General features: G+C 59.8%; 1 protein-coding gene. It reads left to right on the forward strand.

From position 1 onward, the window contains the following. The first annotated feature begins 78 nt into the window (after positions 1–78). On the forward strand, positions 79–21,747 hold the full coding sequence (gene siiEA, locus A9587_RS05220; protein ID WP_105263326.1) for a BapA-related adhesin SiiEA: 21,669 nt from the start codon (positions 79–81) through the stop codon (positions 21,745–21,747).

The following is a 21,747-nucleotide window of genomic DNA, read 5'->3' on the forward strand; positions in this document are numbered from 1 at the left end:
ATTATTTAGAGTAACCCTTTGTCTTATTAAGATAAATGGACTCGCTAAGGATGTGCGCCATTTATCAGGAATGCCATTATGAGCCTGATTATTGATGTTATTTCGCGTAAAACATCCGTCAAACAAACGCTGATTAATCCGGGCGACGTCACGGTTGTTATTTATGAGCCATCTGTGGTGCAGGTTCATGCTCAGGCATCTGCCGTCGCACGTTATGTTCGCGAAGGAAATGACCTGCTGATTTATATGCAGGATGGTACGGTTGTCCGCTGCAATGGCTATTTTTTGCAAGCGGCTAATTCAACTGAACAATCGGAGCTGGTCTTTGCCGATGGACAACAGCTTACACATGTCACTTTTGCTGATACTGCTGCGGGTGGTTTAGCCCCTGTGGAGCTGGTAGCCCATACTGCAGCCATTGAAAGTATTGCACCATTTCTTGATACCGTTGCTCAGACGAGCACCTTCCCGTGGGGATGGTTAGCGGGTGCAGCGGTAGGTGGCGGCGCGCTTGGCGCTTTGCTGGCAAGTGGTGGTGGTGGTGATTCGAAAACTGAAGTGGTTAATAACCCACCGCCAGCCGAACCAGGCAATGCTACCCCGTCATTTTTAGTGACCGATAATCAGGGCGACCAGCGCGGCATTCTCGCTACCAATGACATCACCGATGACACCACGCCAACCTTTAGCGGCAGCGGACAGGCGGGGGCGACCATCCAGATCAAAGACAGCAACGGCAACACCATCGCCAGTACACAGGTAGACAGCAACGGGCACTGGAGCGTTTCTTTACCTACACAAAGTGCCGGTGAACATACCTGGTCAGTCGTGCAAATTGTCGGCAACACCATCACCGATGCCGGTTCGATAACGTTAACTATCGACAACAGTCAGGCCGCCGTACAGGTTGCTACCACCGCAGGCGATAACATTATTAACGCCAGCGAGCAGGCTGGCGGATTTACACTTTCTGGCAGCAGTAGCCATCTGGCACAGGGAACAGAACTCACCGTCACGCTTAACGGCAAAACTTACACGACTACCGTCGGGGCTAACGGCGCGTGGAGCGTGCAGGTGCCGACTGCCGATGCGCAGGCGTTAGCTGAAGGGAACCAGGCAGTACTGGTTAGTGGTAAAGATGCCACGGGCAATACGGTCACTGGTGCGCAACTATTAACAGTCGATACCCAGCCGCCGACGCTTGCCATCAATGCTATCGCTCAGGACAACATTGTCAGCGCCGCGGAACATAACGCCGCGCTGGTGTTAAGTGGTACATCGAATGCTGAAGCTGGACAAACCGTTACCCTGACAGTAAACGGTAAAAGCCATACAGCAATCGTCGGTAGCGACGGCACATGGCAGGTGACGCTGCCTGCCGCAGAAGTGCAGGCACTGACGGAGGGTAACTACGCCGTAAATGCCAGCGTCAGCGACCGGGCAGGAAACGCCACCAGCAACAGCGCAAATTTCACGGTAGACACCAGTGCGCCTGTGGTCAGCGTTAACACCGTTGCGGGTGACGATGTTCTTAACACCGCTGAACAGATTGTGGCACAGATTATTTCCGGGCGGGTCAGTGGGGCTTCACCTGGCGACACGGTCACCGTCAAATTAGGTGCCACGGTTCTGACCGGTGTGGTGCTGGCAGACGGCACCTGGAATGTCGCTCTGGATCCAGCGGTAACCCGCACGCTGGCGCGTGGGCCTAACGACCTTATTGTCACGGTTACCGATGCTGCCGGAAATACCGGTACAGCGACTCATAACATCACCCTGGCGGGCGTCGCGCCGCAGGTGGCGATAGATCCCATCAGCGGTGATAACGTACTGAATGCGCTGGAGTCTCAGCAGCCGCTAACGTTAAGCGGGACCAGCAATTTGCCCGATGGCGGCACGGTTAACGTGACGCTGAATAATGTCACTTATAGTGCGCAGGTTAACGGCGGCGTGTGGTCATTGAGCGTGCCAGTAAGCGATGTCCTGAACCTGGCAAACACCAACTATATTGTTACCGCCAGCGCCACGGATGTGACCGGCAATACGGGAACCGCGCAAAGCAACTTACTGGTCGATACGGTGCTGCCGCAGGTGATTATCAACACCTTTGCGGGCGACAACGTGGTGAACAATGCCGAAGCGGCGGCAGATCAAACCCTGAGCGGGCGCGTAGTGGGCGCAGTGCAGGGCGATACTGTAACCATTGAGCTGGGTGGCAATACGTACACGGCGACGGTGGGGAGCAACCTCACCTGGAGTGTGAACGTTCCGGCGGCTGATTTACAGGCGCTGGGCGATGGCGCATTAACAATCAACGCCTCTGTGACGAACGGACACGGCAACACCGGTAATGGTGAACGTGATATCACCATCAGCGCCACGCTGCCGGGTCTGCGTATCAATACTATTTCCGGCGATGACGTTATTAACGCCCTCGAACAGCAGCAAGATCTGGTTATTTCTGGTAGCAGTAGTCATCTTCCCGCGGGCACCACCGTGACGGTAACGCTCGGCAACGAAACGTATCAAGGCGTGACCGACAGCAACGGCAACTGGCAGGTGGGCGTTCCGGCTGCGGACTTGCAGGCGCTCAGTGCAGGCACGGTCGTCGTGACGGCCAGTGCAACAGACCCGGCAGGTAACCCGGTCTCTATCGACCACAACGTGCTTGTTGATGCGGGTGAAGTGGCGATCGCTATCAACATCGTTTCCGGCGATGACATTATCAACGCCGCAGAAAAAGGCTCGCCGCTGACGCTGACTGGCACCACCCAGGGCGTCGAGGCCGGGCAAACTGTGGTGGTGAAATTCGCCGGGCAAACCCTGACGACCACAGTACAGAACGACGGTTCCTGGAGCCTGACCGTACCCGCCAGTACAGTCAGTAGCCTGTCAGATGGCGCAACGGAAATCACCGCAACTGTCACTAATACCAGCGGTAACACCGGCGACACCTCCCGCACGATTACCGTCGATAGCCAGGCTCCGGCCTTAAGCATCGATTCGCTGACCGCCGATAACATCATTAATGCCACTGAAAGCGGACAAGATTTGTCTATCACTGGCACCACCGACGCCCAGCCAGGGCAGACGGTAACGGTCACGCTGAATGGGCTGACCTATCAGGGCACCGTGCAGTCAGACGGCACCTGGAGTGTGACCGTTCCCGCCGCCAACGTTGACGCGCTGGCTGACGGCAACGCCATGGTCACCGCCAGCGTGAACGATGTCGCCGGTAACCCGACCAGCGTTTCACGCGTGGCACTGGTGGATGCCACGCCGCCGGTGGTGACCATTAATCCGGTGGCGACCGACAACGTCATCAACACGCCGGAACACACCCAGGCGCAAATCATCAGCGGCACGGTCACTGGCGCACAGGCGGGCGATATCGTCACCGTGACGCTGAATAATGAGAATTACACCACGGTGGTGGATGCTTCCGGCAACTGGAGTCTGGGCGTTCCGGCCTCGGTGGTCAGTGGGCTGGCGGACGGCAGTTATCCTGTCAGCGTCTCGGTAACCGACAAAGCCGGAAACACGGGCAGCCAGTCACTGACCGTCACGGTCGATACCGCCGCGCCGGTGATTGGTATTAACACCATTGCTGGCGACGATGTGATTAACGCCAGCGAAAAAGGAGCCGATGTTCAAATTACCGGCACCAGCGATCAGCCTGTTAATACCGCCATCACCGTGACATTGAACGGGCAAAATTATACGGCGACGACCGACGCCTCCGGCAACTGGAGCGTGACGGTTCCGGCATCGGCGGTAACCGCATTAGGCCAGGCCAACTATACGGTGACAGCAGCGGTGACCAGCGGTATCGGCAATAGCGCCACCGCCAGCCATAACCTCCTGGTCGACAGCGCGCTGCCCGGCGTGACCATTAATCCGGTAGCAACCGACGATATCATTAACGCCGCCGAAGCGGGCGTAGCGCAAACCATCAGCGGGCAGGTGACTGGAGCTGCCGTTGGCGACACGGTAACCGTTACGCTGGGTGGCAATACCTACACCACCACCGTACAGCCTGGATTAAGCTGGAGCGTGAGCGTTCCGGCGGCGGATATCCAGGCGCTGGGTAATGGTGATTTGACGGTGAGCGCCTCAGTCACCAATGAAAACGGCAACACCGGCAGCGGTACGCGGGATATCACCGTTGACGCCAATCTGCCTGGTCTACGGGTCGATACGGTGGCGGGTGATGATGTGGTCAATATCATCGAACACGGGCAGGCGCTGGTCATCACCGGCAGCAGCTCGGGGCTGGCAGAAGGCACGCCGCTTACCGTCACGATTAATAATGTGGAATACACCACTGCGGTGCAGGCCGATGGTAGCTGGAGCGTGGGCGTCACGGCGGCGCAGGTTAGCGCCTGGCCTGCGGGGACGGTGACGGTTGCCGTGTCCGGGGAAAGTAGTGCCGGAAATCCGGTGAGCATCACTCATCCAGTGACGGTCGATCTCACTCCGGCGGCTATTTCTATCAACACCATCGCCACGGACGACGTGATTAATGCCGCAGAAAAAGGCGCTGATTTAACCCTTTCCGGCACCACCACTAACGTAGAAGCCGGACAAACGGTCACCGTGACCTTTGGCGGGAAAAATTACACTGCCAGCGTGGCGAGCGATGGTAGCTGGACTGCCACCGTACCCGCCGCTGATTTAGCGTCATTAACTGATGGTGCCGCCACCGTGCAGGCCAGCGTCAGCAACGTCAACGGCAATAGCGCCTCGGCGGTGCATAACTACAGCGTCGACAGCAGTGCGCCAACCATCATTATTAATACCGTTGCCAGCGACAATATCGTCAATGGCAGCGAAGCCGATGCGGGCGTGACGGTGAGCGGTAGTACCACCGCCGAAGCGGGGCAGATTGTTACGGTAACGCTCAATAGCCCAACCGTGCAGACATATCAGGCAACGGTACAGGCCGATGGCACCTGGAGCATCAATATTCCGGCGGCAGATCTCGCAGCGTTGACGGATGGCAGCCATACCCTGACGGCGACGGTCAATGACAAAGCGGGCAACCCGGCGAGCACCACGCATAATCTGGCGGTGGATCTCACCGTTCCGGTACTTACCATCAACACCATTGCCGACGATGACATTATTAACGCCGCCGAACACGGGCAGGCGCTGGTGATTTCTGGTTCCAGCACCGGTGGAGAAGCGGGGGATGTCGTCACCGTTACGCTAAACAGTAAAACCTACACCACGACGCTTGATGCCTCCGGCAACTGGAGCGTCGGCGTTCCGGCGGCGGACGTCACCGCGCTGGGCAGCGGTTCACAGACCGTAACGGCGAGCGTTACCGATGCGGCAGGCAACAGCGACAGCGAGACGCACACGGTTACCGTTAACCTTACCGCGCCGACTATTGGCATTAACACCATCGCCACCGATGACGTCATTAACGCCAGCGAAAAAGGCGCGGATCTGCAAATATCTGGCACCAGTAATCAGCCCGCAGGCACCACAATTACGCTGACGCTTAACGGGCAAAATTACACCGCGACGACAGACGCCGCAGGCAACTGGAGTACCACAGTGCCAGCCTCTGCTGTCGGCGCGCTGGGCGAAGCCAGCTACACGGTGACGGCGAACGTCACCGACAGCGCGGGTAACAGCAATTCCGCCAGTCATAATGTGCAGGTCAATACCGCGCTGCCTGGCGTCACCCTTAATCCGGTGGCGACCGACGATATTATTAACGCGACGGAATCGGGTTCCGCCCAGACTATCAGCGGCCAGGTGACGGGCGCAGCGGCGGGCGATACCGTCACCGTAACGCTTGGCGGGAAAACCTATACCGCCACCGTGCAGGGCAATTTAAGCTGGAGCGTGGACGTTCCGGCAGCGGATATTCAGGCCATCGGTAATGGCGACCTGACGGTTAACGCCTCGGTGACCAACAGCGTGGGCAATACCGGCAGCGGTTCGCGAGATATTACTATCGACGCCAATTTGCCTGGTCTGCGCGTCGATACCGTGGCGGGCGATGATGTGGTCAATAGCATCGAGCACGCTCAGGCGCTGGTGATAACCGGTAGCAGCAGCGGGCTGGCTGCGGGCGCGGCGCTGACGGTGGTGATTAACACGGTCACTTACGCTGCGACAGTATTAGCCGATGGCACGTGGAGCGTCGGTGTTCCGGCGGCAGATGTGGGCAACTGGCCTGCGGGGACGGTGAATATTACGGTTTCAGGCGCCAGTAGTGCCGGAAACCCGGTCACCATCACCCATCCGGTCACCGTCGATCTGGCGGCGGTGGCGATTTCCATTAACACCGTTTCCGGCGACGATGTGATTAACGCTGCTGAAAAAGGGGCAGATTTAACCCTTTCTGGCAGCACCTCCGGCGTGGAAGCGGGGCAAACCGTCACCGTCACCTTTGGCGGCAAAACTTATACCGCCACTGTAGCGGGCGATGGTAGCTGGACAACCAGCGTACCCGCCGCCGATCTCAACGCGTTACGCGACGGTGACGCTACGGTGCAGGCCAGCGTCAGCAACGTTAACGGCAACACGGCTTCGGCAACCCACGCCTACAGCGTCGATGCCACGGCACCCACGCTTTCCATCAATACCATTGCCACCGACGATATTCTTAACGCCGCTGAGGCGGGCAATCCGTTAACCATCAACGGCACCAGTAGCGCCGAAGCGGGTCAGACGGTAACCGTCACGCTTAATGGCGTCAGCTATACCGGCACCGTTCAGGCGGACGGAAGCTGGAGCGTCAGCGTACCGACAACAGATCTCAGCAATCTGACCGCCAGCCCGTACACCGTCAGCGCCTCGGTAAACGACAAGGCGGGTAACCCGGCGACCGCAATTCACGGTCTGGCGGTGGATCTCACTGTTCCGGTATTAACGATCAACACCGTCTCCGGCGATGACATTATTAACGCCTCCGAACACGGACAGGCGCTGGTGATCTCCGGTTCCAGCACCGGCGGGGAAGCGGGCGATGTCATCACCGTCACGTTAAACAGTAAAACCTACACCACGACGCTGGACGCTTCCGGCAACTGGAGCGTCGGCGTTCCGGCGGCAGATGTCACTGCGCTGGGCAGCGGTGCGCAAACCATCACCGCGACCATTACCGACGCGGCAGGCAACATCGATGACGCCAGCCGCACGGTTACCGTGAATCTGACCTCGCCAACCATTGGCATCAACACCATTGCTACGGATGACGTGATTAACGCCACGGAAAAAGGCGCGGATCTGCAAATCACCGGTACCAGTAATCAGCCTGCTGGCACCACAATTACGGTGACGCTGAACGGGCAAAATTACACTGCCACCACAGATAGCAATGGTAACTGGAGCGCCACGGTGCCAGCATCAGCGGTTAGCGCGCTGGGTGAAGCTAACTACACAGTAACCGCGAACGTCACCGATACGGCAGGCAACAGCAACTCCGCCAGCCATAGCGTGCTGGTCAACAGCGCCTTGCCTGCTGTCACCATTAACGCGGTGGCGACCGACGATATTATTAACGCTGCTGAATCCGGTAACGCGCAAACCATCAGCGGTCAGGTGACGGGCGCAGCGGCGGGCAATACGGTCACCGTGACGCTGGGCGGCAACACCTACACCGCCACGGTGCAGGCTAATTTAAGCTGGAGTGTCAGCGTTCCGGCGGCAGATATTCAGGCCATCGGCAACGGTTCTATCACCGTAAACGCCTCGGTGACTAACGGCGTCGGCAACACCGGCAGCGGTTCGCGAGACATCACTATCGATGCCAATCTGCCTGGCTTACGCGTCGATACGGTGGCGGGCGATGACGTCATAAACAGCATTGAGCACAATCAGGCGCTGGTGGTAACCGGTAGCAGCACCGGGCTGACGGCGGGAACGGCGTTAACGGTCGTGATTAATAGCGTCACCTATGGCGCGACGGTGTTAGCAGACGGCACATGGAGCCTCGGCGTTCCGGCGGCGGATGTCAGCAACTGGCCTGCGGGTACGGTGGATATTACGGTAAGCGGCACCAACAGCGCCGGAACAACCTCCACCATTACCCATCCGGTCACCGTCGATCTGGCGGCGGTTGCCATCACCATTAACACCCTTTCCGGCGATGATGTGATCAACGCTGTCGAAAAAGGCGAAACGCTGGTCGTAAGCGGCAGCACCAGCGGCGTGGAAGCCGGGCAAACGGTGACCGTGACCTTTGGCGGCAAAAATTACACCACCACCGTGGAAGCCAACGGTAGCTGGACGGTGAATGTGCCGCCTGCCGATCTCGCTTCACTGCCCGACGGTGCGGGCAACGTGCAGGCGAGCGTCAGCAACATTAACGGCAACAGCGCCCAGGCCGATCGCGCGTACAGCGTCGATGCCACCGCACCGCTTGTGACCATCAATACCATCGCCAGCGACGATATTCTCAACGTGAGCGAAGCGGGCGCGGGTATCACCATCAGTGGCACCACCACGGCGCAGGCCGGGCAGACGCTGACCGTCACGCTCAATAACAATACTTACCAGACCACTGTCCAGGCCGATGGCACCTGGAGCGTGAACGTTCCGGCAACGGACTTAAGCGGATTAACCGCCAGCAGTTATACCGTGACTGCGACCGTGAGCGACAAAGCGGGTAACCCGGCAAGTGCCGACCATGCGCTGGCGGTAGACGTTACCGCACCTGATCTCACCATTAACACCGTTGCGGGCGATGACATCATCAACGCCATCGAACACGGGCAGGCGCTGGTCGTCAGCGGAACCAGCACGGGCGCGGCGGCGGGCGATGTGGTCACGGTTAACCTGAACGGTAAAAACTACACCACCACGCTGGACGCCTCCGGTAACTGGAGCGTCGGCATTCCGGCGGCAGATGTCACGGCGCTGGCCACCGGCAGCCAGACTATCACCGCCAGCCTGAGCGATCGCGCGGGCAACAGCGACAGCACGACTCACGATGTGACCGTTGATCTCAGTGGCCCGACGCTGACCATCAACACCGTCTCCGGCGATGACATCATTAACAATACCGAGAAAACCCAGAATCTGATCATCAGCGGCGGCTCCAGCGGTCTGGCGACCGGCACCACGGTCACTGTGATGTTGAACGGCCTGGCGTACAGCGCCACCACCGATGGTTCCGGTAACTGGAGCGTTACCGTGCCAGCTTCGGCGGTCGGTGCGCTGGGCGAGGCGGTTTATTCGATTAGCGCCACCGCCACCGACAGCGCGGGCAACAGCGGCAGCACAACGCATACGGTGAATGTCGAATCGCTGCTGCCTGGGGTGATCATTAATACCGTAGCAGGCGATGACATTATCAACGCCGCTGAAATCGCCGTTAACCAGACCATCAGCGGGCAGGTAACGGGAACGGCAGAAGCGGGGAATACGGTGACGGTCACGCTTGGTGGCAACCAATACACTGCCACCGTGCAGCCAGATTTAAGCTGGAGCGTCAGCGTACCGGCGGCAGATTTGCAGGCGCTGGGCAACGGTGAACTGACCATCAGCGCCTCGGTGACCAACACCACAGGCAATACCGGCACCGCAACGCACGACATTGTGATAGACGCTAACCTGCCTGGTCTGCGCGTCGATACCGTGGCAGGCGATGATGTGGTTAATATTATCGAACACGGTCAGGCACTGGTGGTCACCGGCAGCAGCACCGGACTGGCGGCGGGAACGCCACTGACAGTGGAAATCAACGGCGTCACCTACGGCGCAACGGTATTAGCCGACGGCACCTGGAGCGTGGGCGTTCCGGTTGGGGATGTCGCTAACTGGCCTGCGGGGACGGTCGATATTACGGTTACAGGCACCAACACCGCCGGAACGACAACCAGCATTAGCCATCCGGTCACCGTCGATCTCGCCGCCGTCGCTATCACCATCAATATACTTTCCGGCGACGATGTGATTAACGCCGCCGAAAAAGGCAGTGATTTGCAGCTCTCCGGCACCACCTCCGGCGTGGAAGCGGGGCAGACCATTACCGTTATTTTCGGCGGCAAAAGCTACACCACCACCGTGGCAACGGGCGGTAGCTGGGGCTTGACAGTTCCGGCGGCGGATCTCGCAACCTTGCCAGATGGCGCAGCAAACGTACAAGCCAGCGTCAGCAACGTAGCTGGTAACAACGCCCAGGCAACGCATGTTTATAGTGTCGATGCCACCGCGCCCTCTGTCACCATCAATACCATCGCCACGGACGATATTCTTAACGCCGCTGAAGCGGGATCGGCGCTGACTATCAGCGGCACCAGTACGGCAGAAGCCGGGCAGACGGTGACCGTGACGCTAAACGGCGTCGATTACAGCGGCAATGTACAGGCAGACGGTAGCTGGAGCGTCAGCGTACCGACTGGCGATTTAGTTAACCTCACCGCCAATTCGTATACGGTCAGTGCATCGGTTAGCGACAAAGCAGGCAACCCGGCCTCGGCAACGCATAACCTGACGGTGGATCTTGCCGCTCCGGTTGTCACCATCAACACGGTGGCGGGCGATGACGTGATTAATGCCACAGAACACGCCCAGGCACAGGTTATCAGCGGCTCGGCAACGGGCGCGACCACCGGTAACACGGTTTCCGTGACGATTGGCACGACCACCTACACCACCGTGCTGGACGCCAACGGCAACTGGAGCATCGGCGTGCCTGCCAGCGTAATTTCCGCACTGGCGCAGGGCGATGTAACCATTACCACCACGGTCACCGACTCCGCAGGCAACAGCGGCACGGCTTCGCACATCGTCAACGTGGCGCTTGGCACGCCGGTGCTCGGCATTAACACGATTGCCGTCGACGACATTATCAACGCCACGGAGAAAGGCGCGGATCTGGCGATTTCCGGCACCAGCAACCAGCCTGCGGGCACGCAGGTAACCGTCACGTTCAATGGGCAAAATTACACCACCACAGCCGATTCTTCCGGGAACTGGAGCGTGACCGTTCCGGCGTCTGCGGTGGGTTCGCTTGGTGAAGCGACTTATACGGTGACCGCCACCGCAACCGATGTTGATGGCAACAGCGGTTCCGCCAGCCATAACGTACAGGTCAATACCGCGCTGCCAGGCGTCACCATTAACGTTGTGGCAACGGACGATATTATTAACGCCGCCGAAGCCGGGGCAGATCAAACCATCAGCGGTCAGGTGACGGGCGCGGCGGCGGGCGACACCGTGACCGTCACGCTCGGCGGAGCGACTTACACCGCCACGGTGCAGGCGAATTTAAGCTGGAGTATTAATATTCCGGCAGCCGCTTTACAGGCATTGGGCAACGGCGAGCTGACCATTTCAGCCACGGTGACGAACAGCGTAGGCAATACCGGTAACGGCACGCGTGAAATCACCATAGATGCGAATCTCCCCGGTCTGCGGGTCGATACTGTCGCGGGCGATGATGTGGTTAATATCATCGAGCACGGGCAGGCGCTGGTGATTACCGGCAGCAGTTCCGGTCTGGCTGCGGGTGCGGTACTCACGGTTTCGATTAATAACCAGACCTATAGCGCAACGGTTTTAGCCGATGGTTCATGGAGCGTCGGTGTTCCGGCGGCGGATGTCAGCGCCTGGCCTGCGGGGACGGTCACGATTACGGCGAGCGGTAGCACCACTGCCGGAAATCCGGTCAGCGTCACGCATCCGGTCACCGTCGATCTCACGGCGATTGCCGTCAGCATCAACGCCATTACCGCCGATGATGTGATTAACGCCGCCGAAAAAGGCGCGGCGTTAACGCTCTCCGGCAGCACGTCCGGCGTGGAAGCCGGGCAAACGGTCACCGTCACCTTTGGCGGCAAAACCTACAGCGCCACGGTGGCTGCGAATGGTTCGTGGAGTACCACGGTTCCGGCGGCGGATATGGCCGCCCTGCGTGATGGCGATGCCAGCGCGCAGGCCAGCGTCAGCAACGTTAACGGCAACAGCGCCACCACTACCCACGCTTACAGCGTCGATGCCAGCGCGCCAACGGTGACCATCAACACTATTGCGGGCGACGATATTCTTAATGCCGCCGAAGCCGGTACGGCGCTGACCATCACCGGCAGCAGTACGGCGGAAGTGGGGCAAACGGTGACCGTCACGCTCAATGGCGCAAATTATACCGGCACGGTACAAACGGACGGTAGCTGGAGCGTCAGCGTGCCGCCAGCAGCGTTAAGCGCCCTGACCGCCAGTAACTACACCGTCAGCGCGGCGGTGAGCGACAAAGCCGGAAACCCGGCCTCCGTTAACCACAATCTGACCGTTGATACTTCCGTTCCGCTCGTCACCATCAACACTGTAGCGGGCGATGATGTCATCAATGCCACAGAACACGCCCAGGCGCAGATTATCAGCGGCTCCGCCACTGGCGCGGCAACCGGTAGCACCGTGACGGTGACTATCGGCACAAATACCTTTACCACGGTGCTGGATGCCAGCGGTAACTGGAGCGTCGGCGTACCGGCAAGCGTCGTCTCGGCGCTGGCGAATGGTACGGTCACCATTAACGCCAGTGTCACCGATGCCGCCGGAAACAGCGGCAGCGCCACCCATCAGGTGACGGTCAATACCGGTCTGCCATCAATTACCTTTAACGCCATCAGCGGCGATAACGTTTTGAACGCCGATGAAAAAGGCCAGCCGTTGACCATCAGCGGCAGCAGCTCCGGGCTGGCGACCGGCGCACAGGTGACCGTCACGCTTAACGGTCATAACTACAGTGCCACCACCGACGCAGCAGGCAACTGGACGTTAACCGTACCGGCGAGCGATCTGGCAGCCTTAGGTCAGGCCAACTATACCGTCAGCGCCAGCGCCACCAGTGCAGTGGGCAACACGGTCAGCAGCCAGGCAAATTTACTGGTCGACAGCGGCCTGCCGGGCGTCACCATCAACACCGTGGCGGGCGACGATATTATCAACGCCGCTGAAGCGGGCGCCGATCAAACTATCAGTGGGGCGGTGACCCGCGCCGCCGCAGGCGATACGGTTACTGTCACGCTGGGTGGCAATACTTATACTGCACAAGTTCAGGCCGATTTAAGCTGGAGCGTCAGCGTTCCGGCAGCCGATCTCCAGGCACTGGGCAATGGCGATTTGACCATTAACGCTTCGGTCACCAACGCCAGTGGCAACACCGGCAGCGGCACGCGGGATATCACCATTGATGCCAATCTACCGGGGTTGCGCGTCGATACCGTGGCGGGCGATGATATCGTCAACAGCATCGAACACGGGCAGGCGCTGGTGATCACCGGCGGCAGTAGCGGCCTGAATACCGGCGCAGCGCTGACGGTCACCATCAACGGCGTGGCCTATGCCGCCACGGTACAGGCGGACGGTAGCTGGAGCGTAGGCATTCCGGCGGCGAACGTCAGCACCTGGCCTGCGGGGCCGTTAACCGTTGAAGTCGTCGGCCAGAGCAGCGCCGGAAATCCGGTCAACGTCAGCCATCCGTTCACCGTCGATTTAACGGCGGTAGCTATCAGCATCAACACCGTTGCCAGCGATGATGTGATTAACGCCGCCGAAAAAGGCACCGACCTGACCCTTTCCGGCAGCACCAGCGGGATTGCAAGCGGGCAAACCGTTACCGTCACCTTTGGCGGCAAAACTTACACCGCAAGCGTCGCCGCTAACGGGAGCTGGAGCGTAACTGTTCCGGCGGCAGATCTTACAACCCTGCCAGACGGCGCGGCGAACGTGCAGGCCAGCGTGAGCAGCGCGAGTGGCAATAACGCCTCGGCAACCCATGCGTACAGTGTTGATGCCAGCGCGCCGACGCTCACCATTAACACCATCGCCAGCGACGATATCCTTAACGCCACGGAGGCGGGAAGCCCGCTCACCCTCAGCGGCACCAGCACCGCCGAAACCGGGCAGACGGTCACCGTCACCCTCAACGGCGCAACCTACACCGGGAATGTACAGGCGGACGGTAGCTGGAGCGTCAGCGTCCCTACTTCAGCCTTAGGCGCGCTGACCGCAAGCAATTACACCGTCAGCGCCACGGTCAACGACAAAGCGGGCAACCCCGGTAACGCCAGCCATAATCTGGCGGTAGACACCACCGCGCCGGTTCTCACCATTAACACCGTGGCGGGCGATGACATCATCAACGATGCTGAACACGCGCAGGCGCTGGTGATTTCCGGCACCAGCACTGGCGGAGAAGCGGGCGACGTGGTGAGCGTTGTGCTCAACGGCAAAACGTATACCACCACGCTGGACGCCTCCGGTAACTGGAGCGTCGGTGTACCGGCGGCGGATGTGACGGCGCTGGGTAGCGGTGCACAGACCATCACCGCCAGCGTCAGCGATCGGGCGGGCAACAGCGACGACGCCAGTCGCACCGTGACCGTCAGCCTCAGCGCGCCAGTGATTGGCATCAACACCATCGCGGGCGATGACGTGATCAACGCCACTGAAAAAGGATCGAATCTGGCGCTTTCCGGCACCAGCGATCAACCTGCGGGCACGGCGATCACCGTTACGCTGAATGGACAAAACTACAGCGCCACCACCGATGCCTCCGGCAACTGGAGCGTTACCGTGCCCGCCTCGGCGGTCAGTGCGCTGGGCGAAGCCACCTACAGCGTCACGGCGAGCGTCACCAACGCCCAGGGCAACAGCAGCACCGCCAGCCATAACGTGCAGGTCAATACCGCGCTGCCGGGCGTAACCATTAATCCGGTGGCAACGGACGACATTATCAACGCCGCTGAAGCAGGCAGTGCACAAACTATCAGCGGCCAGGTAACCGGTGCGGCGGCGGGCAGCACCGTCACCGTTACGCTGGGCGGCAAAACCTACAGCGTCACCGTCCAGCCAGATTTAAGCTGGAACGTGAGCGTGCCTGCCGCCGACTGGCAGGCGCTGGGTAACGGTGAGTTAACCGTTAACGCCTCGGTCACCAACGCTGTTGGCAACACCGGCAGCGGCACGCGCGATATCACCATTGACGCCAGTCTGCCAGGTCTGCGAGTCGACACCGTTGCAGGCGATGATGTGGTCAATATCATCGAACATGGTCAGGCGCAGGTGATTTCCGGCAGCAGCTCCGGCTTTGCCGCAGGCACGGCGCTGACGGTGGTGATTAATAATCAAACTTACGCTACAACGGTGCTGGCGAACGGCAACTGGAGCGTCGGCGTTCCGGCGGCGGATGTCAGCAACTGGCCTGCGGGAGCGCTGAACATTAGCGTTAGCGGCGCGAACAGTGCCGGAACCCAGACCAGCATTACCCATCCGGTCACCGTTGATCTCACCGCCGTTGCCATCAGCATTAACGCCATCACCAGCGATGATGTGATTAACGCCGCCGAAAAAGGCGCGGCGTTAACGCTCTCCGGCAGCACCTCCGGCGTCGAAGCGGGGCAAATCGTTACCGTTACCTTTGGCGGCAAAACTTACAGCGCCACGGTGGCGGCAAACGGTAGCTGGAGCACCACCGTTCCGGCCGCGGATATGGCGGCTCTGCGTGATGGCGATGCCAGCGCCCTGGTGCGGGTGACTAACGTCAACGGCAACAGCGCCACGGCAACGCATGAATACAGCGTCGATAGCGCCGTGCCAACGGTGACCATCAACACCATTGCCAGCGATAACATCATCAATGCCAGCGAAGCGGCGGCGGGCGTAACGGTTTCCGGCACCAGTACGGCGGAAGCGGGGCAAACGTTGACCGTCACGCTTAACGGCACTACCTACCAGACCACGGTGCAGGCGGATGGTAGCTGGAGCTTAACGCTGCCTGCCAGCGCCTTAACCACGCTTGCTAATAATGGTTACACCCTGACTGCCACGGCCAGCGATCTGGCGGGTAATCCTGGCAGCGCCAGCAAAGGCGTAACCGTCGATACCACCGCGCCGGTGATTAGCTTTAATACCGTGGCGGGCGATGATGTGATTAACAACGTTGAACACACTCAGGCGCAGATTATCAGCGGCACCGCTACGGGCGCGGTAGCGGGCGACCGCCTGGTGGTGACCATCGCCGGGCAGCAGTATGTCACCAGCACCGATGCCAGTGGCAACTGGAGCGTCGGCGTGCCTGCCAGCGTGATTTCCGGCCTTGCGGACGGCACGGTAACCATCAGCGCCACCATCACCGACAGCGCAGGCAACAGCAGCACCCAGACGCACAACGTGCAGGTGAATACGGCGGCGGTGTCACTTTCGGTCAGTACCATCAGCGGCGATAACCTCATTAACGCCGCCGAAGCAGGCAGTGCGCTGACCCTGAGTGGCACCGGAACGAACTTTGCCACTGGCACCGTAGTCACCGTGTTGCTTAACGGCAAAGGTTATAGCGCCACCATTCAAAGCAACGGGAGCTGGAGCGTGAATGTGCCTGCGGCAGACGTCGCCGCACTAGCCGATGGCACCAGCTACACGGTCAGTGCCTCCGCCCAGGACAGCGCCGGAAACAGCGCTACGGCTTCGCGCAGCGTGGCGGTAGATCTCACCGCGCCGGTGATCAGCATTAATACCGTTTCGACGGACGACCGACTCAACGCCGCTGAACAGCAGCAGCCGTTAACCCTTAACGGCTCGACCAGCGCGGAAGTGGGGCAGACGGTCACCGTGACCTTTGGCGGTAAAACCTACACCGCCACGGTTGCCGCCAATGGCACTTGGGCGCTGAACGTGCCAGCGGCAGATCTGGCAACACTTGGGCAGGGCGCACAGACCATTACCGCCAGCGTGAACGACCGCGCCGGTAACCCCGGACAGATCACGCACGCACTGACTGTCGACACCGTTGCGCCGACGATCACCATCGCCACGGTGGCGGGCGACGATATTATCAACAACGCCGAGCAGCTTGCAGGACAAACCATCAGCGGCACCACCACCGCCGAAGTCGGTCAGACGGTGACTGTCACTTTTAACGGGCAAACCTGGACCGCAACGGTTGGTAGCGGAGGAAGCTGGTCGGTATTTATTCCGGCTCAGCAGTTTGTCGGATTAAGCGACGGCAGCTACACCGTCAGCGCGACGGTCAGCGATCAGGCCGGAAACTCCGGCAGCGCCAGCCGTGGCGTCACGTTGAACGGCGACGTCCCCACGGTCACCATCAACACTTTCGCGGGTGATGATGTGGTGAATGCGGCGGAACACGGCTCATCGCTGGTGATCAGCGGCACCACCACCGCGCCGGTCGGTCAGACGCTGACCCTGACTTTAAACGGCAAAACCTACACCACCACGGTGCAGACCGGTGGTAGCTGGAGCTACACCCTCGGCAGCGCCGATGTCACCGCGCTGGCAGATGGCAACGCCTACGTGATTAACGCCTCGGTGAGCAACGCCATTGGCAACACTGGCAGCAACAATCACACCATTACCGTTGATCTCAGCGCTCCGGCGATGGCCATTAATATCGATTCCCTGCAAGCCGACACCGGCCTTAGCGCCAGCGACTTTATCACCAGCGTCAGCCCGGTGGTGGTCAACGGCTCGCTGACCGCTGCGCTTGCCAGTAACGAGACGGCGCAAATCAGTATCGACGGCGGGGTAACCTGGAGCACGCTCACCGTGACCGGCACGACCTGGCGCTACAACGACAGCCGCACGCTGACCGATGGTAACTATCTCTATCAGGTGCGGGTCATTGATGCGGCGGGCAATGTCGGCGCGACCGACAGCCAGAACGTGGTGATCGATACCATCGCGCCAGATCCAGCGGTGAAAACCATCGCCATTAGTGCGATCACCACCGATACCGGCCTGATCACTAACGATTTTGTCACCAGCGACACGACGCTTGCGGTGAGCGGCACGCTGGGGGCGACGCTTTCTGCCGGTGAGTTCGCACAAATCAGCATCGACGGCGGCACCACCTGGCAGAACCTGTCGGTAAGCGGTTTGACCTGGACGTACCTTGACGGGCGCACGCTGACCGACGGCAACTACAACTACCAGGTGCGGGTTATCGACACCGCCGGAAATATCGGCGCGACCGCCAGCCAGATAGTCACCGTGGACACCAGCGCGCCGCTGGCGAGCAAAACCATCACCATTGCGGGCATTAGCGATGACACCGGTTTAAGCAGCAGCGATTTTGTTACCCGCGACACCACACTGACCGTGCGCGGGACGCTCGGCGCAACGCTTGCCGCCGATGAACGGGCGCAAATCAGCCTCGACGGCGGCGTTACCTGGGCCACTTTAACCGTTATCGGCACCAACTGGAGCTATGCCGATGGTCGCACACTGACCGACGGCACCTGGAACTACACGGTGCGGGTGGTGGATCTGGCGGGGAACGTCGGGCAGACCGCGACGCAAAACGTGGTGGTTGACACCACCAGCCCGGAAGCGGCAAAAAGCATCACCATTACCGGCATCAGCGATGACACCGGAGCCAGCAGCAGCGATTTTATTACCAGCGACACCACGCTTACCGTGCGCGGCGTACTGGGCGCGGCGCTCGGTGCTAACGAGTTCGCGCAAATCAGCACCGACAACGGCGCAACCTGGGTGAACGTGATCGTTGCCGCAGACGGCCTTAACTGGAGTTACGTTGACGGGCGCACGCTGACCAACGGCACCACCACCTGGCAGGTGCGGGTGGTCGATCTGGCAGGCAACGTCGGCGCAACGGGCAGCCAGACGGCGCAGATCGACACCGTTAATCCGGCGCAGGTGTTGACCATCGCCAGCATCAGCACCGACACGGGGAGTTCGGCCACCGACTTTATCACCAGTGATACCACGCTCACGCTGACCGGTTCGCTGGGGGCGGGGCTTGCCAGCGGCGAAGTGGCGCAGATTAGCCTCGACGGCGGCGCGACCTGGACCACGCTCACCACCAACGGCACGCAGTGGACTTACACCGACAGCCGCACGCTGACCGATGGCAGCTACGTTTATCAGGTGCGGGTGCTGGATCTGGCGGGGAATACCGGCTCGGTGGTGTCGAAAACGGTGGTGGTCGATACGATTAACCCCACCGCCACGCCGACTATTGTGTCGTATACCGATGATGTCGGGCAGCGTCAGGGGACGTTAAGCAGTTCGCAGGCCACCGACGACACCACGCCGCTGCTGAACGGCGTGCTCTCCGGCCCGCTGGCCAGCGGCGAAGTGGTTTATCTCTACCGCAATGGCCTGCTGTTAGGCGCGGTGACGATGGTCGGCGCACTGAACTGGACTTACAGCGACAGCGGTCTGGTCAGTGGCGCGTACACCTACAGTGCGCGAGTGGTGGATCTGGCAGGGAATATCACCTCCTCCAGTGATTTTGTTCTGACGGTGGATACCTCTATTCCGACCACGCTGGCGCAAATCACCAACCAAACCACGCGTGACACCACGCCGATTATCAGCGGCGTAATCACCGCTGCGCTTGCCAGTGGACAGTACGTCGAAGTGGTGATCAACGGCAAAACCTACACCTCGCAGCCGGGCGGTGCGGTGGTAGTCGACCCGGCACACAATACCTGGTATGTGCAACTGCCGGATACCGATGCACTGGCAGCGTCCGCAACCGCTTATAACGTCACCGCGCAGGTGAAAAGCTCGGCGGGCAACGGCAACACCGCTAACGTCAGCAACGGCACGGTGACGGTCAACGCGGCGATTGATTACACGCCTGCCTGGACGACCGCCAATAAAACGACCGCTTGGGGGCTGACCTACGGCCTCGACAACCACGGGATGTGGACGGTGCTGGCGAACCAGCAAATTATGCAATCAACCGATCCGCTCACCTGGTCGAAGACCGCACTGACGCTGGTGCAAAGCGGCAACAACTACGCCACCAGTTCCATTGCCGATTACGACCGCAACGGCACGGGCGATCTGTTTATTACCCGCGATGACTACGGTACGGGCTATATCAACGGCTTTACCAATAACGGCGACGGCACCTTTTCCAGCGCGATTCAGGTGAACGTTGGCACGCTGACGTGGTATGGCTCGATTGTGGCGTTTGATAAAGAGGGTGACGGCTATCTCGATTTCTGGATTGGCGACGCAGGCGGGCCGGACTCTAATACCTTCCTGTGGAATAACGCAGGCACTCTGGTAGGGAACTCCACCACCGCCAACAACGGAGGGAGCGCCACGGTCGGCGGGGTAGTAAACGGCTATCTTTCCCTTAACGAAGGTTCCGGCGTCGATCTTAATAATGACGGCAGGATTGACCTCGTTCAGCATACCTTCAACCTGAATAACTACTACACGTTGTCCTCACTCATCAGCCAGGGCAACGGCACGTTTGTCTGGGGGCAGAACACCATCAACACCTTCCTCAGCGTTGCAGGCAGCGGCGGCAACTCGACGTCTGTGTCCATGACCTGGGCAGATTTCGATGGTGACGGCGATATGGATCTGTTCCTGCCCGCCAGCCAGGGAAGAGCTAACTACGGCTCGCTGTTATTCAATACCAACGGCGTGTTGGGGAATCCGGTGGCGGTGGGGGCAACGGGTACAACCTATGCCAGCCAGTTCAGCGTGGCAGTGGACTGGGATCATGACGGGTTAATGGATATTGCGCGTATCGCTCAGACCGGGCAGTCGTATCTCTATACTAACGTCAGTAATGCCAGTAACTGGACACAATCTACCCTCGGCGGTAGCCAGAGCGGCATCACCAGCGGCGTGGCGGCGATGGATTACGACTGGGACGGCGCGGTTGATGTGCTGGTGACCAAACAGTCGGGCAGTGTGTTCCTGATCCGTAACACCAACACGGTGAGCTACGGCACTTCGCTGCACCTGCGCATCACCGATCCCAACGGCATTAACGTCTATTACGGTAATACCGTAAAACTCTACAACTCGGCGGGAGTGCTGGTCGCCACGCAAATCATCAACCCGCAGTCGGGGATGGGGGTTAACGACACCTCGGCGCTGGTCAATTTCTACGGGCTGAATGCCGGGGAAACTTACAACGCGGTGCTGATCAAATCCACCGGCACCACTGCCAGCAATATCGACCAGACGGTGAATACCAGTTGGGGCGGTTTACATGCCACTGATGCTACCCACGCTTACGATCTCAGCGCCGAAGCAGGCACGGCGAGCAACAACGGTAAGTTCGTTGGTACCGGCTATAACGATACCTTCTTCGCTACCGCAGGTACCGACACCTACGACGGTTCCGGCGGCTGGGTGTACAGCTCCGGCACCGGAACCTGGCTGGCGAACGGCGGGATGGACGTGGTCGATTTCCGCCTCTCCACAGTGGGGATCACCGCCAACTTAAGCACCACCACTGCCCAGGCGACCGGCTTTAACACCTCGACATTTACCAATATCGAAGGCATTTCCGGCTCCAACTTTAACGACACCCTGACGGGCAGCAGCGGCGATAACCAACTGGAAGGGCGCGGCGGTAACGACACGCTCAACATCGGCAACGGCGGTCACGACACCTTGCTCTATAAACTGCTCAACGCCAGCGACGCCACTGGCGGCAACGGCTCGGACGTGGTGAATGGTTTTACGGTAGGGACATGGGAAGGCACCGCCGACACCGATCGCATTGATATCCGTGAACTGTTGCAGGGCAGCGGCTACACCGGAAACGGCAAAGCCAGCTACGTCAACGGCGTGGCAACGCTGGATGCGCAGGCCGGAAACATCAGTGATTTTGTCAAAGTTACCCAGAGCGGCAGCGACACCATCGTGCAGATCGACCGCGACGGCACGGGCGGCACTTTTGCGGCAACTAACGTGGTCACGCTGACGGGCGTGCATACCGACCTCGCCACTTTGCTGGCGAATCATCAGTTGATGGTGGTGTAG

The organism is Escherichia sp. MOD1-EC6162 (assembly GCF_002965125.1).
Lineage (GTDB): Bacteria > Pseudomonadota > Gammaproteobacteria > Enterobacterales > Enterobacteriaceae > Escherichia > Escherichia marmotae.

Bases quoted from the DNA above. Each gene is read 5' to 3' on its own strand.
- siiEA (WP_105263326.1), top strand. From the start codon at position 79: ATGAGCCTGATTATTGATGTTATTTCGCGTAAAACATCCGTCAAACAA.